General features: G+C 49.0%; 19 protein-coding genes and 1 pseudogene. 14 read left to right on the plus strand and 6 right to left on the minus strand.

The annotated features are described in order from the left end of the window. The 6 genes and pseudogenes from BQ7480_RS02510 (at nt 1) to BQ7480_RS02535 (ending at nt 10,282) form a co-directional block, all read left to right on the plus strand. Nucleotides 1-1,671, plus strand: coding sequence for a SusD/RagB family nutrient-binding outer membrane lipoprotein (locus tag BQ7480_RS02510; protein ID WP_072541582.1), 1,671 nt, complete (start codon nt 1-3; stop codon nt 1,669-1,671). A 24-nt stretch (nt 1,672-1,695) separates the two neighbouring features. Beyond that, a complete protein-coding gene (locus BQ7480_RS02515) occupies nt 1,696-2,949 on the plus strand; it encodes a hypothetical protein (RefSeq protein WP_072541583.1) in 1,254 nt (417 codons plus the stop codon). Nucleotides 2,950-3,020: 71 nt separating this feature from the next. Next, nucleotides 3,021-4,589, plus strand: coding sequence for a cellulase family glycosylhydrolase (locus BQ7480_RS02520; protein ID WP_139255696.1), 1,569 nt, complete (start codon nt 3,021-3,023; stop codon nt 4,587-4,589). Between the two features lie 161 nt (nt 4,590-4,750). Further along, nucleotides 4,751-5,611: pseudogene (locus BQ7480_RS18105) on the plus strand (glycoside hydrolase family 5 protein); the annotation flags it as partial. A gap of 60 nt (nt 5,612-5,671) precedes the next feature. Further along, a complete protein-coding gene (locus tag BQ7480_RS02530) occupies nt 5,672-7,870 on the plus strand; it encodes a glycoside hydrolase family 3 C-terminal domain-containing protein (protein ID WP_072543864.1) in 2,199 nt (732 codons plus the stop codon). Between the two features lie 90 nt (nt 7,871-7,960). Then, nucleotides 7,961-10,282, plus strand: coding sequence for a beta-glucosidase family protein (locus BQ7480_RS02535; RefSeq protein ID WP_394332641.1), 2,322 nt, complete (start codon nt 7,961-7,963; stop codon nt 10,280-10,282). Nucleotides 10,283-10,353: 71 nt separating this feature from the next. Here BQ7480_RS02535 and BQ7480_RS02540 read toward each other — a convergent pair whose 3' ends face one another. Both BQ7480_RS02540 and menA read right to left on the minus strand, forming a co-directional pair. After that, the gene (locus tag BQ7480_RS02540; RefSeq protein ID WP_072541586.1) at nt 10,354-10,836 is read right to left on the minus strand and encodes a GNAT family N-acetyltransferase; all 483 of its coding nucleotides are present in this window, start codon (nt 10,834-10,836) and stop codon (nt 10,354-10,356) included. 3 nt (nt 10,837-10,839) lie between these two features. Then, nucleotides 10,840-11,730 (minus strand): 1,4-dihydroxy-2-naphthoate octaprenyltransferase, encoded by an 891-nt coding sequence (gene menA, locus BQ7480_RS02545; RefSeq protein ID WP_072541587.1) that lies wholly within the window; start codon nt 11,728-11,730, stop codon nt 10,840-10,842. A gap of 88 nt (nt 11,731-11,818) precedes the next feature. Here menA and BQ7480_RS02550 point away from each other — a divergent pair, with 88 nt between their 5' ends. After that, entirely contained in the window at nt 11,819-12,658 is an 840-nt protein-coding gene (locus tag BQ7480_RS02550; RefSeq protein ID WP_394332612.1) for a metallophosphoesterase, read from the plus strand. On the opposite strand, the gene nadD is transcribed toward BQ7480_RS02550, so the two are convergent. From nadD to BQ7480_RS02570, 4 genes are read right to left on the minus strand one after another with little or no spacing between them, the layout of a single operon-like run. Then, entirely contained in the window at nt 12,659-13,252 is a 594-nt protein-coding gene (gene nadD, locus BQ7480_RS02555) for a nicotinate (nicotinamide) nucleotide adenylyltransferase (protein WP_072541588.1), read from the minus strand. After that, nucleotides 13,231-13,416 (minus strand): hypothetical protein, encoded by a 186-nt coding sequence (locus tag BQ7480_RS02560; protein ID WP_072541589.1) that lies wholly within the window; start codon nt 13,414-13,416, stop codon nt 13,231-13,233. The genes nadD and BQ7480_RS02560 overlap by 22 nt, the downstream gene beginning before the upstream one ends. Nucleotides 13,417-13,428: 12 nt before the next feature. Next, a complete protein-coding gene (gene gmk / locus BQ7480_RS02565) occupies nt 13,429-13,995 on the minus strand; it encodes a guanylate kinase (RefSeq protein ID WP_072541590.1) in 567 nt (188 codons plus the stop codon). Between the two features lie 5 nt (nt 13,996-14,000). After that, nucleotides 14,001-14,876, minus strand: coding sequence for a YicC/YloC family endoribonuclease (locus tag BQ7480_RS02570; RefSeq protein ID WP_072541591.1), 876 nt, complete (start codon nt 14,874-14,876; stop codon nt 14,001-14,003). 450 nt (nt 14,877-15,326) lie between these two features. Between BQ7480_RS02570 and tsaB the strand changes: the two genes are divergently transcribed. From tsaB to rseP, 7 genes are all read left to right on the plus strand, one after another. Beyond that, a complete protein-coding gene (gene tsaB, locus BQ7480_RS02580) occupies nt 15,327-16,016 on the plus strand; it encodes a tRNA (adenosine(37)-N6)-threonylcarbamoyltransferase complex dimerization subunit type 1 TsaB (protein WP_072541593.1) in 690 nt (229 codons plus the stop codon). 66 nt (nt 16,017-16,082) lie between these two features. Continuing rightward, nucleotides 16,083-16,682 carry a DUF4290 domain-containing protein gene (locus tag BQ7480_RS02585; RefSeq protein WP_072541594.1) on the plus strand — a complete coding sequence of 200 codons (600 nt, stop codon included), beginning with the start codon at nt 16,083-16,085 and terminating at the stop codon, nt 16,680-16,682. Between the two features lie 16 nt (nt 16,683-16,698). Beyond that, nucleotides 16,699-18,006 (plus strand): UDP-N-acetylglucosamine 1-carboxyvinyltransferase, encoded by a 1,308-nt coding sequence (gene murA / locus BQ7480_RS02590; RefSeq protein WP_072541595.1) that lies wholly within the window; start codon nt 16,699-16,701, stop codon nt 18,004-18,006. Nucleotides 18,007-18,009: 3 nt separating this feature from the next. Then, nucleotides 18,010-18,522, plus strand: a complete 513-nt coding sequence (gene rimM / locus BQ7480_RS02595) for a ribosome maturation factor RimM (RefSeq protein ID WP_072541596.1) — start codon at nt 18,010-18,012, stop codon at nt 18,520-18,522. A 13-nt stretch (nt 18,523-18,535) separates the two neighbouring features. Further along, nucleotides 18,536-19,390: a M23 family metallopeptidase gene (locus BQ7480_RS02600; protein ID WP_072541597.1), complete on the plus strand. Its 855-nt coding sequence runs from the start codon at nt 18,536-18,538 to the stop codon at nt 19,388-19,390. Between the two features lie 4 nt (nt 19,391-19,394). Beyond that, nucleotides 19,395-20,552 carry a 1-deoxy-D-xylulose-5-phosphate reductoisomerase gene (locus tag BQ7480_RS02605; protein WP_072541598.1) on the plus strand — a complete coding sequence of 386 codons (1,158 nt, stop codon included), beginning with the start codon at nt 19,395-19,397 and terminating at the stop codon, nt 20,550-20,552. A gap of 40 nt (nt 20,553-20,592) precedes the next feature. Then, nucleotides 20,593-21,933 (plus strand): RIP metalloprotease RseP, encoded by a 1,341-nt coding sequence (rseP, locus tag BQ7480_RS02610; RefSeq protein ID WP_072541599.1) that lies wholly within the window; start codon nt 20,593-20,595, stop codon nt 21,931-21,933. Nucleotides 21,934-21,967: the final 34 nt, after the last annotated feature.

Raw genomic sequence — 21,967 nt, forward strand, 5'->3', positions numbered from 1 at the left:
ATGAAATACAATAAATCAATTTTGACAATGCTACTGGCTGCATGTACGTTTTCCTTTAGTGCCTGCAGTGATAGCTATCTGGAAGATTTGAATACAGACCCTTCTAAGGCAGATATTATTGATCCTAATACTCAGCTTACCACTGCAGAGTTGCAAACGTATGGCAGATTGGATATGGTCGATATATTCAGAAACTATTTGTATGCGTTCAATCAGCAGTTTATGGGTTGTTGGAATACCACGTTCCATGGTGGCCGTCATTTTATTGATAATAATATCATGGGATATGGATGGACTTTAGGTTATACCGGAGCGGTTGCGAACCTGGTGGATGCAGAGTACCGCACAAAAGATGATCCCAATAAAGTAAACATCAACGCGGCTTTGAATATTTTTTATGTGTACACCATGTCTGTGATGACCGACTTGTATGGGGATGTTCCTTATAGTGAGGCCGGGAAAGGTTACTTGGAAAGTATCTTTACTCCCCGTTATGATGAGCAAAAAGACATCTATGACAGTTTCTTTACGGTTCTGACGAAGGCGGTCGAACAGTTTGACCCTGCTAAAGACGAGATAACCAGTGATGTCATTTATGATGGGGATATCCAGAAATGGAAAAAGTTTGCCAACTCGCTTCGTCTGCGTTTTGCCATGAGAATCTCAAATGTAGACCCGGAAAGGGCACAAAAAGAATTTGAAAGTGCACTTCAAGCAGATGGAGGGGTTTTCGAGAGTGCAAGTGATGACGCTTTGATTAAATACATGGAAATTTCTTATAGTTTTGGTTCTGAATCTTATACGGACTATAGAGGAAATGCGTTGTCTAAAGTCCTTTATGGAAATGACCCGGCAAACAATCCGACTTATTTGTGTTCCACGTTCTTTAATCAGTTGTATAACACGGGCGATCCACGTACATTTAGAATAGCTCGTTGTTATTATGATGGACTTATGAGTACTTCCAGCCCCGATAATCGTGTCGACCTGACAGAGGAGATGCAGGAAAAAGGAATTGCATTTCAACCCTGTGTCCCGGGCGCATTCTCATGGGAACCTTGGCCTACAGGATACGACAGTGACATTTTGAAGGAAATGGCTGAAACGAATCCAAGTATAAGTTCTACTGTAGCACGTGAGGTAGAACCGAAGCTGGCAACCACTTTCTTGAAAAGTGATAACCCGGGAGTGGTAATGACCTACTCTGAAGTCCTGTTCTTAAAGGCTGAAGCTGCGTTGAAAGGATGGAACGTGGGAGCGTCTGTAGAAGACTGTTACAAGAAAGGGGTAAGAGAAGCAATGAACTTCCTCTCCAATAATTATGATTGTGAGAAAATTACCGATGAGGAATTTGATACTTATTATGCAGCCAATCCCATTGGTTATACTGATGAACAGAAAAAAAGTTCAATCAATACGCAAGCATGGATTCTGCATTTCCTCAATCCGGCAGAATGTTGGGCAAATGTGAGACGTTCAGGTTATCCTGTTTTGAAGTCACCTGCTGAATACGGCTTTGAGCAATATCTGACAGACGGAAGAGACATTCCGGTACGTTTCTGTTATCCTATTCTTGAATCGTCCTATAATAAAGACAATTATGAGGAAGCATTGCAGAGAATGGGAGGTAAAGACAGTTGGTATACCCATGTATGGTGGGATGTAGATTAATTATGGATTTAAAAAGAAAAGGATATGAAAAAAATATATTTGATGCTTATGGCTTTTTTGGCCGTAAGTCTATTGGGAGTTTCTTGTAAGGAGGAAGAACCTTTCTCAACAACTACAGAAGATGATTACCCTAAAATTCTGGATCCTGTATTTCCTGATTGGGTAAATGGCGAGCCTGCTGTGGTTTCACAGATAACGCACGATGCGAATTTTACCATGAAATTAACTGTCACTCCTTCTGAGTATACGGAAGTAACTTGGTTGATTGATGGAGTTGAAGTACAGAAGGGGAATGAAATTGATATCGCATTGGAGGCCGGTACTTATCCTTTGAAAGTAGTTGCCACTACTACCAAAGGCCAGTCTACTTCCAGAGAAGGAAAGATTGTGGTAAGTCCGCTTCAAGGAGAACCTTGGTCGGAAGCTGTCGATTTTGAACGGATAGTGTCTTTGGGTTCACGTGCCCGTCTGTATGGAAGCAACCTCTCTTTGGTAAAAAGTGTGTCTCTGGGAGGTAAAACTGTCCCCGTGGTAGCAACGGGAAATGCGGAGGCTGGTGATTATATAGAATACAATGTCCCGTCAGACCTGTCGGCAGGAGAATATCGCATCAGCCTTGTAGATGTAGAGGGAAATAGCTACGGTGGAAATTTAGTCACTGTTGTGGACAGTCCTGTGGTTACGGGCGGTTTTGCACATGCAACTTCTCACAGCGAATGGGTAATGACAGGGGTAGGACTTGACAAGATAGCCTCTCTTGACATCAATGGAACCACAATCACAGAGTTTGTCAGACAAAGTGACAATGAAATAGCCCTCACTTGTCCCGACCTGGAGGATGGAATGTATGTGTTGAAAGGAAAGAATAATAATGGAGGAGAGGTCATGTTTTATTCTTCACAGAAAATGGTATCCGAAGTTTCATTAGCCGTTTCTTCAGAGATCGTTCTTTGGGAAGGACATCACTATGTGTCATGGGATTTGCCGGATGGTGATCCTAATAAGACCTTTAATCTCATTCCTTTAGAAGCTTTTGATACGATTTATCCGGGTACGACAATGTATATAAGCTATTCTATTAAGGCAGACGATGTATATCATCAGATTCGACTGACACATGTAGCCTGGGAACCCTATTTCACCGACCCAATCGATGTGACAGAAGATGGAGTTTATGAATTTGTCTTGACTCAGGATATTCTGAATACGATTAAAGAAAAGGGAGGATTTATTTGTGTGGGACACGGATATTATGTGGATAAAGTAACTGTTAAGTAACATGCTGCATTGCAATCTTGTCCTGATATTTTAGGGCAAGATTGCAATTTTGTGTTTTAAGATGGAAATGTATGAAGCATACGCTGTTTTATAGTTTGATGATACTGGCGTTAAGTGTAGTCTTTGCGTCATGTTCGAATGAAGAAAAGGTTGTGACTATGCCGGCCCTCTTGCAGAGTAATCCGGAAAATGGTGCACAGGATGTGGATTTTGCACTTTCTGAAATCGTGTTGACTTTTAACAAGAAGGTGGGTATGTCTGCTTCTGATAAGGAGAAGTTGCAGCTGAGTCCGAATGTTGAAATAGAGGATGTGGCATTTTCCGACGAGGTGCTAACCTTACAAATCTCAGAACTGGCTCCGGAAACGCAGTACACTTTGACTATACCTGGTGGGGTTCTGGTAGATGACGAGAATCATTCGGTAAGTGAAGTTACCATTTCTTTTAAGACCAAGGCCCTGCCGGTTGATGAGACACCGGATAATGTCGGCATGGAGAGTGAGGCTTTCTCTTTGTTTAAGAAAATCAAGGTGGGATGGAACCTTGGAAACTCTTTGGAAAGTTATAATGAAGGATTGGGCAACCACATGGAAGCAGAAACCTCATGGGGCAATCCGGCAGTGACAAAAGAAATGATTGATGCGGTGAAGAATACCGGATTCAATGCCGTACGTATTCCGGTCAGATGGTATTCGCATGTGACCGACCAAAATACGATGGCGGAAATCAAGACCGAATGGCTGAACCGTGTAAAAGAAGTGGTGGACTATTGCATCGACAACGGTATGTACGTGATTCTGAATACCCATCATGAAGACTGGCTGGAAAGCCATCCGTTAAAATCCGAGGCAGAGGCCGTCTTGAGGAAGGAAAGGAATCTGTGGCGTGCTATCGCGACTTTCTTTAGCGGCTATGATGAACACCTGATTTTTTCCGGTACCAATGAAGTGGAGATAAACTGGCAGGCACCTACTGCCGCTAACCTGGAAGTGCAGAACCAGTTTAATCAGTGTTTTGTCGATGCGGTACGTTCTACCGGAGGAAAAAACTATTATCGGAATCTGATTATTCAAACGTATGCCACAAATCCGGATTATGCATTTGATGGATTGACTTTCCCGACCGATGTGGTGAAAAACAGAATCGCTATCGAGTTCCATTATTATCGTCCGGCCGGTTTTTCTTATATGGATTTTGCGGATTATACGGAGACGGTGTACTATTGGGGAAAAGATTACATCCAGTATAATACGGGTGCTTCAAATGAGCAGGAAGATTATGTGGACTGGTTGTTTGGTAAGATCAAGCAGGAATGGGTGGATAAAGGCTATCCGGTAGTCATGGGTGAATATGGGGTGGTTACCCCTCCGAAAGACAAATCGGATGGAAATGTAAATGATTTGGCCGACACCAAGAGGTATTATATGAATTATGTCACTGCTGCGGCCAAAAAGAATGGAATCGTTCCGGTTGTATGGGACAATGGTACATTCTATAATCCTTTGTACGACGGACCATTTGTGGAAGGTAAAGAATATTTCGGCTTGTTCAACAGATGGTACCAGATGGAGGTGAACAATTATTCAAGGCCTATTCTGGAAGGAATTCTGGAGGGGGCAAGGACAGAGTATCCATTTTAAAGATTGAGTGTATGAAGAAATTATTGATTTTGATATTGCTGGTCGTATCCTCTGTAGGAGGTTATGCCTCTTGTCTGAATAAATTTGAGATAAAACGAGGCATCAACCTGAGTCATTGGCTGTCGCAGCGGATTGAGAACGGTCCTTCCATACAGGAGGGAATGAACGAGACGGATTTTAACCGGATTGCCCGGGCTGGCTTCGATCATGTACGGTTGCCGATTGATGAAAAAGTGTTGTGGCACGAAAACGGTGAAAAGGACAAAGAGGCTTTCTCCTATCTGCATAAAGGTATCCGATGGGCGTTGCAGAACGATTTGAAGGTCATTGTCGATTTGCATATTGTGCGTTCACATTATTTCAACGCCGGTCATGACGGCAAGAAGAACCTTTTGTGGGAAAGTGCGGAAGCCCAGGCCCATTTCCTTCAGCTTTGGCAGGAACTGGTGCAGGAACTGAAAGAATATCCTACTTCCGATGTGGCTTATGAGATTATGAATGAGCCGACTGCTCCCAATCATGAGGACTGGAACAAACTGGTAGAGAAAGCGTATCAGGTGATTCGAAAGGTGGAAAAGGAAAGGGTTCTTGTCATCGGTTCCAATATGTGGCAGGGGGTGTACACTTTCCCGTTCCTGAAAGTACCCGAGGGGGATGAATATATTTTGCTGAGCTGCCATTTCTATGAGCCGTTCTTGTTGAGTCATTATCAGGCCGGATGGACGGAATTTGGCAATTACCAGGGGGCCGTACACTATCCGGGTGAACTGGTTACCAAGCAGGAGTTCGATGCATTGTCTGAAGCCGACCGGAAACTGACGGGGCGTTTCCGTGGAATGGTCTGGAACAAGGCCATGCTGGCTTCTTTTCTGTCAAAGGCAAAGCAGGTGGCCGATGAGAAAGGCCTGAATCTGTATTGCGGAGAATTCGGAATTTACGAGAAGGCTCCCAAAGCCGACGCCTTGAGATGGTACAAAGATGTGATTGAAGTGTTTGACAGCCTGGATATCGCGTGGTCAATATGGGATTATAAAGGAGGATTTGGTGTGTACACTTCTCAAGGATTGCCTAAAAAAGAATTGATGCATACCTTGATGTCGGGCAGTGGTGAGAAGATTGCAGTGGGAGGTACACCTCTCTATCTGGATGCCCGGAAACCGTTGGAGCTTCGTGTGAAAGATGCTTTGAGCAGAATGACTTTGGAGGAGAAAACTCGCTTAAGCTACGCCGACGGCAGGTTCAGTACACCGGGATGTGCCCGCTTGGGTATTCCGGGGCTGATGTATTCTGACGGTCCTCACGGAGTACGTGCAGAGATTTGTTGGAACAGCTGGGATTATGCCGGTTGGATCAACGACAGCTGTACGGCTTTTCCGGCACTGACTTGTCTGGCTTCTACCTGGAATCCTTCTTTGTCGAAGAAATATGGATTGGCCATCGGAGAAGAAGCCCGCTTTCGTCATAAAAATGTATTGCTGGGGCCGGGAGTGAATATTTACCGGACTCCGTTGAACGGACGTAACTTTGAATACATGGGGGAAGATCCTTTTCTGGCAGCCCGTATGTGTGTACCTTATATCCAGGGAGTACAGGAGAACGGAGTGGCCGCCTGCGTGAAACATTATGCCTTGAACAATCAGGAGCATTGGCGGAATCACATTGACGTGCAGGTCAGCGACCGGGCCTTGTATGAGATTTACCTTCCGGCCTTTAAGGCAGCGGTGGAAGAAGGGAAAGTCTGGAGCATCATGGGGGCCTACAACAAGGTGAGAGGTACACATGCGGCCCATAACAAGTTGTTGAACAACGACATCCTGAAGGGAGAATGGAAGTTCGACGGTTGTGTGGTAACCGATTGGGGGGCCGCTCACAACACGTATGAGGCTGCGATGAACGGACTGGACCTGGAATTGGGAACCTTTACCAATGGATTGACTTCCAATTCCGATCAGGGATACGACAGCTATTATTTAGGTAGCGCCTATCTTCGGATGGTCAAGGAAGGCAAGGTGCCCATGAACGTAGTCGATGACAAGGCTTCCCGGGTGTTGAGGCTGATTTTCCGCACGGCCATGAATGTGGATGGAAAATTCGGTGCCATGTCCAATGATTCCCATTATGAAACAGCCTATCAGGTGGCTACGGAAGGAGTAGTGCTTTTGAAGAATGAAGCGGAATTTAAAGGAGAATCTTTACTACCTTTGAAGCAAGGAAAATATAAACACATTCTGGTGGTAGGCGATAACGCCGTCCGGAACCTGATGGCGGGAGGTGGTTCTTCTGAATTGAAACCTAAAATGGTGATTACTCCGCTGGAGGCCTTGGTGAAAGAGTTGGGCAGCGATTGTGTGACTTTCTCTCAAGGATACATGGCCGGCAGGCCGATGTTCGACCGCGCAGATGTGATTCCTCAGTCGGTAGCCGATTCGCTCTACAATGCTGCCATTGAAGAAGCACGTAAGGCTGATCTGGTCATCTTTATGGGAGGTCTGAACAAGAACTACCAGCAGGATTGTGAAGGGGAAGACCGTCTGGCATACGAGTTGCCTTTTGGGCAGAACCGTTTGATTGAAGGACTGCAGAAAGCCAATAAGAAACTCGTAGTGGTATTGACCAGTGGAAATGCAGTAGCCATGCCTTGGTTGAAGGAGGTACCTTCATTGGTTCAGTCCTGGTATTTGGGCTCCATTGGCGGAAAGGCGCTTGCCGATGTCTTGTTGGGCAAGGTAACTCCGAGCGGGAAACTGCCGTTCTCTTATCCGGCGAAGTTGGAAGACTGCCCGGCACATTATTATGGAGAAATCAATTATCCGGGCGACAGCATCCGTCAGGAATACAAGGAAGATATCCTAGTGGGGTATCGCTGGTATGATACGAAACACATCCAGCCACTGTTCCCGTTTGGTTATGGCTTGAGCTATACGCGGTTTGAATATGGCAAACCGGCCATTTCCGCCCGGGAGATGACAGATGATGACGTATTGGAAATCCGATGCAGCGTGAAGAACGTAGGAAATGTGGCTGGAAAGGAAACCGTACAGTTGTATATCGGTGATGAAAAATGCCGTGTACTGCGTCCGGTGAAAGAGTTGAAAGGCTTCTATAAAGTCGCTCTTCAGCCTGGTGAGGAAAGAGAGATTGTATTTACCGTGGACAAAGAGGATTTGATGTTCTTCGACGATCAGCTCCATGATTGGGTGGCTGAACCGGGTAAGTTCAAGGCTTACATCGGCAGCTCTTCCAAGGATATAAAGGGAGTGGTGGCGTTTGAACTGAAATAAGACGAGACCTATTGAAAAACAGGAATTAAAATTTTAGATACCATGAATTTGATAAGAAACGTGATTTTAGCCTCAGTGATTGGCACTGGAATGTGTATGGCAGACAACGTACACAGCATAAAGCCGGCCATTCCGGCAGATGAAACCATTGAAGCCAATATCCAGAAATGGCTGGAAAAGATGACCTTGGAAGAGAAGATAGGTCAGATGTGTGAGATTACGGTGGATGTCATCACCGATTTTGAGGCCACCCAGAAGAATGGCTTTACGCTCAGCGAGGCGCAGCTGGATACGGTGATTGGCAAATATAAAGTCGGGTCTATTCTGAATGTACCTTTGAGCGTAGCACAGAAGAAGGAGACTTGGGCGAAGATGATTAAACGCATACAGGAAGTTTCCATGAAAGAAATCGGTATACCGTGCATCTATGGCGTAGACCAGATTCATGGTACGACCTACACGCTGGAGGGTACCTTGTTTCCGCAGGGAATCAATATGGGGGCTTCTTTCAACCGGGAATTGACCCGGAAAGGTGCGGAGATTTCGGCGTATGAAACCAAGGCCGGCTGTATTCCTTGGACGTATGCACCGGTGGTGGATTTGGGGCGCGATCCACGTTGGCCCAGAATGTGGGAGAATTACGGAGAAGACTGTTATGTGAATGCCGAGATGGGAAAGGCTGCCGTAGAAGGGTTTCAGGGTACGGACCCGAACCACATCGGAGAGTATCAGGTGGCTGCCTGCCTGAAGCATTACATGGGTTATGGAGTACCGGTATCCGGAAAAGACCGTACGCCGTCTTCCATTTCTCGCAGTGACATGCGGGAAAAGCATTTTGCTCCTTTCCTGGCGGCCATTCGTCAAGGGGCCTTGAGTGTGATGGTCAATTCGGGGGTGGACAATGGTATGCCTTTCCACGCCAACCGTGAGTTGCTGACCGAGTGGTTGAAAGAAGGATTGAACTGGGATGGTATGATTGTAACCGACTGGGCCGACATCAATAATCTCTGTACGCGCGACCATATTGCGGCTACCAAGAAAGAAGCTATCAAGATTGCCATCAATGCCGGGATTGACATGTCGATGGTGCCTTATGAGGTGAGCTTCTGTACGTATTTGAAAGAACTGGTGGAAGAAGGGGAAGTACCGATGAGCCGAATCAATGATGCGGTGGCGCGTGTGCTGCGTCTGAAATACCGTCTGGGTTTGTTTGACCATCCTTACTGGGACATCAAGAAATTCGATAAGTTTGGTTCTGCGGAATTTGCCAAGGTAGCGCTTCAGGCGGCAGAAGAATCGGAAGTCTTGTTGAAGAACGAACAGAATGTATTGCCTGTGAAAGTGGGTAAGAAGATTCTGCTGACAGGTCCTAATGCCAACTCCATGCGTTGCCTGAATGGAGGCTGGTCGTATAGTTGGCAGGGTAACAAAGCTGATGAGTGTGCTGGTGCCTATAATACCATTTATGAGGCTTTGTGTCACAAGTATGGGAAAGCGAATGTGGTGTACGAACCGGGAGTGACTTATGCAAGCTCTGACCCGAAGGCCGTGACGAACCAGAACGACGCCTGGTGGGCAGAGAATGAACCGGAGATTGAGAAAGCCGTAGCGGCTGCCGCCAATGTGGATGTCATCGTGGCTTGCATCGGCGAGAATTCGTATTGTGAAACACCGGGAAACCTGACGGATTTGACGCTTTCTGCCAACCAGCGAAATCTGGTGAAGGCGCTTGCCAAGACCGGAAAACCGATTGTGCTGGTCTTGAATCAGGGACGTCCGCGTATCATCCATGACATCGAACCGTTGGCACAGGGGGTGATCAACGTGATGCTGCCGAGCAACTATGGAGCCGACGCGCTGGCCAACCTGATGGCAGGAGATGCCAACTTCAGTGCAAAAATGCCTTTCACTTATCCGAAATATATCAATGCCATTGCTACTTACGACTATAAGCCTTGTGAAAACATGGGCCAGATGGGCGGAAACTATAATTATGATTCCGTGATGGATGTACAGTGGCCGTTCGGTTTCGGATTGAGCTATACGACGTTTACATACAGTAACCTGAAGGTAGACAAAACTTCCTTTACGGCAGACGATGAACTGACTGTCTCAGTCGATGTCACGAATGTAGGTAAAATGGCTGGGAAAGAAGCCGTGTTGTTATATTCGAAGGACTTGGTAGCCAGCAGCACTCCCGATAATCTTCGCTTGCGTAACTTTGAAAAAGTATCGCTGAATCCGGGCGAAACCAAGACCGTGACGATGAAAATTAAAGGCAGCGATCTGGCCTTTGTGGGTTACGACGGCAAATGGCGTCTGGAGAAAGGAGACTTTAAACTGAAATGTGGCAACTTGTGGACAGATATTCATTGTGATGAAACCAAACTATGGGAAACGGCGAATAAATAAATCCATAAATTGCGTTTGGTTATTGGGCGTCTGGGGTTTCCAGGCGCCCACTTTTTTATAGAATGAAATAGTCAGAGAATCAGTTCATAATCCACGATTCCCAGCCATTTGCCGAATTTGCGGCCCACTTCGCGGAAGCTGGATACCTTCTCAAAGCCCAGCTTCTCGTGCAGGGCATAGCTGGCCTCGTTGCCTTCGGTGATACAGGCAATCAGGGCATGCAGTCCGCAGCGGCGGCATTCCTCTATCAGGTGTTGCATCAATTCGCTACCCAATCCTTTTCCCGTACAGGAAGGTGCCAGGTAAATGGTGGTCTCCACACTCTGGTTATAAGCCGCCTTCTCTTTCCATCCATGTACATAGCAGTAACCGGCAATCTGTCCTTCCACCTCGTACACGAAATAGGGGTATTGGCTACTGATGGTCTGGATGCGGGTCCACATCTCTTCTTCGCTCACCGGTTCCAGTTCAAAGGTGATGGTGGTGTGTGTGATGTAATGGTTGTAGATGGCGGTAATGGCCGGAGCATCTTCTTTGCATACTTTCCGAATCATAATTTAAAGAATCAATCCTAGGGTAAGTAATAATCCAAAAATGAGCATGTTGCGTGAAGTCTCTCCCAAGATGCCGTTCAGGGCTTTCCCGCGGTAGATGCGGGCCATGTGCTGGGTGGTCAGGATGTGCGGAATGAGGTACAGCTGCGGAAGCAGTACGGCATAGATTTTTCCGATGCGCAGGAAATAGAAGCAGCACCAGCAGGCTGCCAGTCCCAGCAGGAAATACAGAATCAGTCCGGCTTTGGCACCCAACCGCACTACCAGCGTTTTCTTCCCGCTCACTGCATCCTGTTCCCGATCGCGGAAATTATTAATCATCAGCAGGGTGTCGATGAGAAGCCCACAGGCCAGTGAGGTGAGAGTGACAGCCGTGTTCCAGTCGTGTGCCATGACATAGTAGGTACATCCCACGGGCACGAAGCCGAAGAAGACGAGCACCATCAGGTCGCCCCATCCGTGGTAAGCCAGCGGATACGGTCCGGCGGTATAGAGGAAGGCAAAAATCATGCAGGCAATGCCGACCGGAATCATTTCCAGTCCCCCGTAGTAAAGCAGGCAAAGTCCGGTGATTCCTGCCAGCAGGGTGGTACAGACTATGCCGGCCTTCATGGCCTGCGGACTGATCCATCCTTGGGCACAGGCACGTTCCGGTCCGAGACGGTCTTCGCGGTCGCTGCCTTTCAGAAAGTCGAACAGGTCGTTGATGAAGTTGGCGTCAATCTGCATCAGGAAGGCAAACAGAAAGCACAGCAGGGCCGGTACCAGTTGGAAGTGGCCGTAAATAAAGGCCAAGGCACAGCCCAGCATGACGGGAATGGCGGCTCCGGTCAAGGTCTTCGGACGGGCAGCCAGCAGCCATGCTTTTATGGAATTGGTTTTGACGTATGTCATGAAATCTGGATTTTTAGTTTTTCTTCCGGCAAAGTTAGGCATTTTTTTACGACCTTTGTCACGACCGGATAGTTATATGTAGTTCAAAATGATGAAACGACTGAATTTGCTGGCAGGTGGCTTGCTGCTGATGAGCTTCCTGCTTTCCTCTTGTGCCACGGCGTCCTTTTCCAAGTATAAGGGAGTGGGACGTGTGAAACGGTATGATTTCTACAGTGCCCAGTTGCCCGACTCCTTCGACGGTTTCCGGGTGGCTTTTGCTTCCGACTTTCATTTCGAGAGCCGGTTTACCGCCCGTCGGTTGCCGGGTATGTGCCGGGCCCTCCGTTCGCTGGAAGCGGACGTGCTGCTGTTGGGCGGCGACTATCGGGGACGTAACGGGGGAGATGTGACACAACTTTTCCAGGCCTTGAAGACCGTGGAGACTCCCTGTGGCACGTATGCCGTGATGGGCAACCACGAACGCGGAGAAGCCGATTCGCTGGCACGGAAGGCCATGCGGGAGACAGGCGTGCGTCTGTTGGAGCACCGGGTGGATACTTTGTGGCGGGGAAAGGAATATATTTTGCTGTGCGGTATCCGTAATCCGTTCGATTTGAAGCAGAACGGGGTGTCGCCTACCTTGGCCTTGCAGGAAGAAGATTTTGTGTTGATGCTGGTGCACACCCCCGATTACGTGGAAGATGTGGATGTGTCGCACACCGACCTGGCCTTGGCGGGACATACGCACGGAGGGCAGGTCAGCCTGTTCCGCCGGTGGACGCCGGCGCATTTCTCCAAATACGGCAACCGTTTCCTGACGGGATTGAAACACAACAGTGCGGGCATTCCGGTGATTATTACCAACGGGCTGGGTACGTCGCGCAAGGATGTGCGCCTCTTCACTCCGAGCGAGGTGGTGCTGGTGGTGTTGCACCGAAAGAAATGATTAGCGGTAGAGTCCTTTTTCCTGAATGATTCTGAACACTTCCGGATGCAGGAAATAGCGCAGGTCTTTGCCTTCGCGGATACCCTGACGGATGAAGGTGGAACTGATTTCGAGGAGGGGAGTCTGTACCACCCGGACATGAGGGGGAAGAGGAGTTGCATCCTCTAAGGGATAACCCCGACGTGGATAGACCAGAATGTGGTGACGGCGGATGATTTCCTCGGGCGACCGCCAGCGGTCGAAGGCCTGCCAGTTGTCGGCGCCGATAATCAGATGGAATTCCCGGTCGGGATAACATTCGGCCAGTTTGTCGAGGGTATGGATGGTGTATGAAGGGCGTGGAAGCTGGAATTCAAAATCGGAAGCCCGGAAACGGGGGTATCCGGCCACGGCAGCCTTTACCATCTCCAGACGGAGCGCATCGTCGAGCAGCGTCTCGTTTTGCTTGAACGGATTTTGAGGAGTGACCAGAAACCATACTTCCTCCAGTCCTCCGTATTCACACAGGTAATTGGCCAGTGCCAGGTGTCCTATGTGAATCGGGTTGAAGGAGCCTCCGAAAAGTCCGGTTTTTATCTGAGACTTTTCTTCCATTGGATATAGTTGAGAATCTGCCATATAGCCACCAGTAACATGGCGACGGCAATGATGTATTCTTCTTTGGCTACGGCCACTACGCCTACGGCAATGGCAGCCAGTCCGATGACGATGCAGAGCAGCGTCATCCAGCGCAGAACTTTTTTAGGATTTTTCGGCATAGTCGGACGGATTTAGTGTTGGAGAAAATGGCGGATGGTCTGCAAGGCTTCCGCTTTGGCCTTTTCCAGGTCGTCGTTTACAATCACCACGTCGAACTTATCGGCATAGCCCAGTTCGAAGGCGGCTTTTGCCAGACGGCTCTCGATGACTTCGGGCGCATCCGTACCCCGGCCTGTCAGTCGTTTGCGGAGCTCCTCGATAGAAGGCGGTTGGATGAAGACCGACAAGGCCCGGTCGCCATAGAATTTCTTGATGTTGCATCCGCCCACCACGTCGACGTCGAAAATCACGTTCTGTCCGGCGGCAAGCTGTTTTTCCACCTGTGCCTTCAGGGTGCCGTAGAAACGGTCCTTGTATACTTCCTCGTATTCCAGAAACTCGTTATTGGCAATGCGCTGCTTGAATTCTTCGGGAGTCAAGAAGAAATATTCCACACCGTTCTGTTCCGTGCCACGGGGAGCGCGGCTGGTGGCAGAGATAGAGAATGCCAGGTTCAGGTTCTGTGTCAGCAAGTAATTGATGATGGTAGACTTGCCGGAGCCGGAGGGGGCTGAAAAGATGATAAGTTTTCCTGCCATATTTTTTACATTACGTTCAACACTTGTTCCTTGATTTGTTCCAGTTCGTCTTTCATCTGCACCACGAGGTTCTGCATCTCAGCATGGTTCGACTTGCTGCCGGTGGTGTTGATTTCGCGGCCCATTTCCTGTGCGATGAAGCCCAGCTTCTTGCCCTGTCCGTGTCCGCCCGCCATGGTTTCACGGAAATATCTCAGGTGGTTGGCCAGACGCTGTTTTTCTTCGTTGATGTCCAGCTTCTCAATGTAGTAGATGAGTTCCTGTTCCAGACGGTTTTTGTCGTAGTCAATGCTCAGGGTTTTTTCCAGCGCGTCGGTGATGCGTTCCCGGATTTTGGTCACACGTTCCTTTTCGTACGGTTCGATGGACTTCAGCAGCCGTTCGATGTTGTCCAGCTTTTCCGTGAACTTCTTTTCGAGGGCGGCGCCTTCCTGCTTGCGGAAATCCACCAAGTGCTGCAAGGCCTCTTCAATGGTCTGTTTGGCCACGGCCCATTCCTCGTCCGATAGTTCCTGCACGTCCACGCGCGTCAGCACGTCGGGCATGCGCAGCAGGGTGGCGAACCAGTCTTCCGGCAACGGAATGTGGCAAGTTTCAGAAATGGTTTTTATCTGGTTGTAATAGTTTTCTACGAGAGCGGTATTGATGGGAGTGGCCGATTCGGCGGCGTCTTTTTCCACCCATATACAGAAATCCACTTTCCCGCGTTCCAGGGTCTGGGCAATCAGGTTGCGGATTTCCATTTCTTTTTCACGATACAATGGAGCGATGCGTGTGGACAAGTCCATTGCTTTGCTGTTCAACGATTTGATTTCTACGTTGATTTTTTTGTCTCCGAAGGCGGTGGTTGCTTTGCCGTATCCGGTCATTGACTGTATCATAACTCCTTTTGTTTTTTAATCATTTGAATGCAAAGGTAGGAAAAATCTGCATAAAGCGTAAACGGCTGTGTAAAAAACGTATGAAATCGCTCTGTGACGGGCAGATAAAGCCTGATGTCTCCGTGGGAATAAGTCTGTTTTTCCTTGTCTGTTTTTTCATGGATACTTGTATTTTCTCTGTCCCACACTGTGGGATACAAAAACCACAGTGTGGGATACATATTTCACAGTGTGGGATACAAATCCCGCATGGTGGTACAGAGAATGTTCCGGGGCATTCGGAAGAATGTTTACGGAAGTTTCCGGTTTTACGGACCGGGAGGTTGGAATTGGTGCGGGTCGGTGGCCCTTTCGGAGAGGCTTTGTCACTTTCTGTTCCTTTTTTCGTGAGAGAGTGAGAAGAAAAGTGTATATTTGCAGACTAATATATATAACTGTATTGAATTAATTATGTCGTGCATTTTACATATTGAAACGTCGACGGAAGTTTGCTCGGTGGCAGTGAGCCAGGACGGGGCTTCCATTTTCTCGAAAGAAGATTTTAACGGCCCTTCGCATGCGACTGTGCTGGGGGTATTTGTGGATGAGGCCTTGTCGTTTGCCGACAGCCATGCCATTCCGGTGGATGCGGTGGCGGTGAGCTGTGGCCCGGGTTCCTATACGGGACTGCGTATCGGGGTTTCCATGGCGAAGGGAATCTGCTACGGACGGAACATTCCGTTGATTGGGCTTCCTACGCTGGAGGTGATGTGTGTGCCGGTGCTGCTGGCCCACGACCTGCCGGAAGATGCTCTGCTTTGCCCGATGATTGATGCCCGCCGGATGGAAGTGTATGCGGCGGTGTACAACCGTGCGTTGAAAGTGCAGCGTGCCATCGGCGCGGATGTGGTAGACGAAAACTCGTATGCCGAGTTTTTGGAGAAGCATCCGGTATATTTCTTTGGCAACGGGGCCGCCAAATGCAAGGAGAAGCTGACGCATCCCAATGCGCATTTCCTGGACAATGTGCATCCGTTGGCCAAATGGATGTTCCCGTTGGCTGAAAAGGCGATGGCCACACAGGATTTCAAGGATGTGGCTTATTTCGAGCCTTTCTATCTGAAGGAATTTGTGGCTTCCACTCCGAAAAAGCTGTTGTAAGAAGGGATTGCCGGGTCACGTATGCCGGTGGAAGAAGAATTTGAATGATTGAATAATAGATTTTATATGGAGTATAATACCCAGCAACGAAAATTACCGCTTCCGGAATATGGAAGAAGCGTGCAGAACATGGTGGATTATGCATTGACCATCGAAGACCGTGAGGAACGTCAGCGGTGTGCCAATACGATTGTGAATATTATGGGAGGGATGTTCCCCCAACTGCGTGATGTGGAAGACTTCCGCCATAAGCTGTGGGACCATCTGGCCATCATGTCCGACTTTAAACTGGATATTGACTATCCGGTGGATATCGTGAAGAAGGAAAGTCTGGAAGTGAAGCCGGACCGGATTCCTTATTCACCGAATGTCATCCGTTACCGCCACTATGGAAGGTTCATTCAGGATTTGATTAAGATTGCGGTGGACTATCCTGAGGGTGAAGAGAAAGACCAGTTGATTAAATACATCGCCAACCACATGAAGAAAGACTATATCAACTTCAACAAGGATGGGGTGGAAGACCAGAAGATTCTGGATGATTTGTGTGAACTGTCCGACGGACGCATCAAATTGTCGGCCGAGGAATACCATCTGGTGGAACAGCGTTCCATCGGACCACGCCGCCGGCAGATGAACAACAACCAGCAGAAAAAGAAATACTAACTAAAAACCGGATACTATGGCTTCATTTGTAATCGAAGGAGGACACAAGCTGCAGGGGGAGATTGTGCCTCAGGGTGCTAAGAACGAGGTGCTGCAGGTGCTTTGCGCTACCTTGCTGACCGACGAAGAAGTGACCATCGGAAACATCCCGAACATTCTGGATGTCAACAACCTGATTCAGCTGCTCCGCGACATGGGCGTGAAGGTGGCCAAGACGGGAAGTGACACGTTTTCTTTCCAGGCCGACAGCGTGAACCTGGCTTACCTGGAAAGTGATGAATTTCTGAACCGCTGTTCCAAACTGAGGGGGTCTGTCATGCTGGTGGGACCGCTGATTGCCCGTTTCGGCAAGGCGATGATTTCGAAGCCGGGAGGCGACAAGATTGGACGCCGCCGGTTGGATACGCATTTTCTGGGTATCCAGAAATTGGGTGCTTCGTTCGATTACGATGCAGCGAAAGGTCGTTTCAGCATTACGGCCGACAAGCTGAAAGGTACGTATATGTTGTTGGATGAGGCTTCCGTGACGGGTACGGCCAACATTATCATGGCGGCGGTACTGGCCGAGGGGGTCACGACGATTTACAATGCGGCCTGTGAGCCGTATGTGCAGCAGCTGTGCCGGATGTTGAACCGGATGGGTGCCAAGATTTCGGGCATTGCTTCCAACTTGCTGACCATCGAGGGAGTGAAGAGCCTGAAAGGTTGCACACACACGGTATTGCCGGATATGATTGAGGTGGGAAGTTTCATCGGCATGGCGGCCATGACGGCCAGTGAAATCACCATCAAGAATGTGTCGTATGAGAACCTGGGAATCATTCCCGACAGCTTCCGCCGGCTGGGTATTCAGCTGGAGCAGCGGGGCGACGACATTTATGTGCCGGCACAGGAACACTACCAGATTGATTCGTTCCTGGACGGTTCTATCATGACGATTGCCGATGCACCGTGGCCGGGACTGACTCCCGACTTGCTGAGTGTGATGCTGGTGGTGGCTACCCAGGCAAAGGGAAGTGTGCTGATTCATCAGAAGATGTTTGAAAGCCGTCTGTTTTTCGTGGATAAATTAATCGACATGGGGGCGCAGATTATCTTGTGCGACCCGCACCGGGCCGTAGTCATCGGACACGACCGCAACTTCTGTCTGCGGGGAGGCAACATGACTTCTCCGGATATCCGTGCCGGTATTGCCTTGCTGATAGCCGCACTGGGTGCGAAAGGCATCAGCCACATTCATAACATAGAGCAGATTGACCGGGGATACCAGCATATCGAACAGCGTCTGAGTGCGCTGGGAGCACGTATCACCCGTATAGAATAAGGTATGATCAGAAAAGAGGAAGTTTTTAAGATAGGAATCATCAACAAGCCGCATGGGGTGAAAGGGGAAGTCGCGTTCACGTTTACCGACGACATCTTCGACCGGGTGGATTGTGAGTATCTGATTCTGTTGCTGGACGGGATTCTGGTCCCGTTCTTCATCGAGGAGTATCGTTTCCGTTCGGATAACGTGGCCCTGGTGAAATTCGAGGGCGTGGATACGGCGGAAAAGGCCCGTAGCTTTACGAATGTGGAAGTGTATTTCCCGGTGAAGTACATGGACGAGCAGGAGGAAATCACGTCGTGGAATTTCTTCGTCGGGTTCAAGGTGCACGATGTGCATCATGGCGACCTGGGCGAAGTGGTGGATGTGGACGATGCGACGATGAACGTGCTGTTTGTCATCGAAAAGGAAGGAGAGGAACTACTGCTTCCGGCGCATGAGGAGTTTATTCTGGATATAGACAGGGCACAGAAGGTGATGACCGTGGATATCCCCGACGGATTGTTGGACTAAAAAACTGGCAGGTATGAAAAAGAAAGGTCGTAAGGCATTTTGGAAGAACATCAAGTTTAAATACAAGCTGACGGTAATCAATGAAAACACCTTGGAGGAGGTGGTCGGCATTCATGTGTCGAAGCTGAACGGCTTTTCCGTGCTGCTGGCTGCATGTACGGTAATTTTTCTTTTGGCTGCCATCATCTTGGTTTTTACGCCCCTGCGGAACTACTTGCCGGGGTATATGAACAGTGAGGTTCGTTCGCAGGTGGTGACCAATGCCTTGAAAGCGGATTCGCTGGCAGAGGCGCTCGACCGTCAGAACCGGTACATCATGAACATTCAGGATATTTTCAGCGGGAAGGTCAACGTGGATACGGTGCAGTCTATCGATTCGCTGACCACCATCCGCACGAATGAACTGATGAACCGTTCGAAGGAGGAGGACGATTTCCGCCGGAAATATGAGGCACGGCAGAAAGCTGAATCGGCTGCCGAAGAAGACCATAAGTTGCCCGATTTGCTGTTCTTCCGTCCCACCAAGGGTATCGTGATGAAGGATTTTGCGCCGTCGCGTCAGCATTACGGGGTGGATATGGCAGCTGCCATGGACGAGAGTATCGTGGCTGTCATGGACGGCAAGGTGATGACGGTGGTACAGACAGCCGACAGGGGCTTCCTGATTCAGATTCAGCATGAACAGAATTTTATTTCCATCTATAAGCATTGCGGTACGCCGAGGAAGAAGGAAGGCGACCGCGTAAAAGGAGGAGAAGTTATCGCATTGGCCGGAACGGAGGACGAAGGCAAACATGTGTCATACGTGCATTTTGAGCTGTGGCACGAGGGGACTCCGATTGATCCGGCAAAATATGTTGTATTTTAAAGTTATGAAAAAACAGATTGCCATATTAGGTTCTACCGGGTCTATCGGTACGCAGGCTCTTCAGGTCATTGGGGAGCATCCGGATTTGTATGAGGTGTATGCGCTTACGGCCAACAACAAGGTGGAATTGCTGGCTGAACAGGCACGCAAGTTCCATCCGGAAGTGGTGGTTATTGCGAATGAGGATAAGTATGCGGCGCTGAAGGAAGCGCTGGCCGACGAGCCGGTGAAGGTGTATGCCGGAGCCGAGGCGTTGTGTCAGGTGGTCGAGTCGCAGCCTATCGACATCGTATTGACGGCCATGGTGGGGTATGCGGGGCTGAAACCGACCATCAATGCCATCAAGGCGGGTAAGGTCATCGCTTTAGCCAATAAGGAAACGCTGGTGGTGGCGGGGGAACTGATTACCGGACTGGCCCAGCAGTATAAGACACCGATTTTGCCGGTGGATTCTGAACATTCGGCCATTTTCCAGTGTTTGGAAATAAACAATCCCGTACATAAGGTGATTCTGACGGCCTCGGGAGGTCCGTTCCGTACGTTTACCATGGAGCAGCTGCAGACGGTGACCAAAGAGCAAGCCCTGAAGCATCCCAACTGGTCGATGGGGGCGAAAATCACGATTGACTCCGCTTCCATGATGAACAAAGGTTTTGAGGTGATTGAAGCCAAATGGCTGTTTGGGGTGACTCCTGCACAGATTGAGGTGGTGGTGCATCCGCAGTCGGTGATTCATTCCATGGTGGAATTTGAAGACGGGGCGGTGAAAGCCCAGCTGGGTGTGCCCGACATGCGTCTGCCCATCCAGTATGCGTTCTCGTATCCGAAGCGGGAGCATCTTTCGGGCGAGCGGCTGGATTTCGCCAAATACAATACATTGACTTTCGAAAAGCCGGACACGCAGCGTTTCCGCAACCTGGCACTGGCTTACGAGGCTTTGCATCAGGGAGGAAACATGCCTTGCATCGTGAATGCGGCCAATGAGGTGGTGGTGGCTGCTTTCCTGAAAGACCAGATTTCGTTCTTGGGAATGAGCGACGTGATTGAAAAGGCAATGAGCCGTGTACCTTTCATCCAGACGCCTACTTACGGCGATTATGTGGCTACTGATGCCGAAACCCGTCGCATTGCCGCGGAACTGGTGATTAACGGAATGAAATAAGAAGTGTAATCAGATAAATTAAGTAAGAAGTTAAGTAGAAATGGAAACATTTTTGATTCGTGCCCTTCAGTTGATTCTCAGCTTGTCGTTGCTGGTGATTATTCACGAGGGGGGACATTTTTTCTTCGCCCGCCTGTTCAAGATTCGGGTGGAGAAGTTTTATATATTCTTTGACCCTTGGTTCTCGTTGTTCAAATACAAGCCGAAGAACAGTGATACGGAATACGGGGTGGGATGGCTGCCGCTAGGCGGATATTGCAAGATTTCGGGAATGATTGACGAGTCGATGGATACCGAACAGATGAAACAGCCGGCTCAGCCGTGGGAGTTCCGTTCCAAACCGGCCTGGCAGCGTCTGCTGGTCATGATTGGAGGGGTCTTGATGAACTTCCTGCTGGCCTTGTTCATCTATTCCATGATTCTCTTCACGTGGGGCGACCGTTATACGGCTTTGAGTGACATGACTCTGGGAATGAAGTTCAACGAGCATGCGCAGGAAATCGGGTTCCGCGACGGAGATATCTTGAAGAGTGCCGACGGTAAGGAACTGACCCGTTTCAATATGGACATGATTCGCAGCATTGTGGAGGCTCGTGAGGTTACTGTGTTGCGGGAGGGACAGGAAAAGAAAATCTTGTTGCCGGAACTGAGCCTGCTGGACGTGGCGAAGGAAGACCCGATGTTTGTGGATGTGTTCTATCCGAATGTGGTCGATTCAGTATTGCCTGGGGGAGGTTTCGCCAAGGCAGGTGTCCAGAAAGGAGACTCCTTGCTGGCATTTGACGGGAAACCGATGACTTCCTGGAACGAGTTTCTGGACAATATGGCGGATTTGAAAGCCAAGGCCGAACTGAATAAGAAGACCTCGGGTGAGTTCACGCTGGTGTATTCGCGTGCTGGGGTACGGGATACGGTTCAGGTCATGACGGACAATCAGTTTAAGGTAGCGGCTATGGGAGGTCTGGTGGACTACAAGCAGCGTACGCTGACCTACGGGTTCTTTGAATCCTTCCCGGCTGGAGTATCTTTAGGAGTCAATACCTTGAAAGGCTATGTGAACGACATGAAATATGTGTTCACCAAAGAAGGCGCCAAGAGTGTGGGAGGTTTCGCTACCATTGGAAGCATCTTCCCGAAAGTCTGGGATTGGCAGCGTTTCTGGGAAATGACGGCTTTCTTGTCCATCATCCTGGCCTTTATGAACATTCTGCCGATACCGGCACTCGACGGTGGCCATGTCTTGTTCTTGCTGTACGAGATTATCGCCCGCCGGAAGCCGAGTGACAAATTCTTGGAATATGCACAGATGGTGGGAATGTTCCTGCTGTTCGGCTTGCTCATCTGGGCCAACTTCAATGATGTGTTGAGGTTTTTGTTTTAGCGAAAGTTTCAAATGAAATAAAGACACAAGGGTA

Origin of the sequence: Bacteroides mediterraneensis, from assembly GCF_900128455.1 — a bacterium.
Classification (GTDB): Bacteria; Bacteroidota; Bacteroidia; order Bacteroidales; family Bacteroidaceae; genus Phocaeicola; species Phocaeicola mediterraneensis.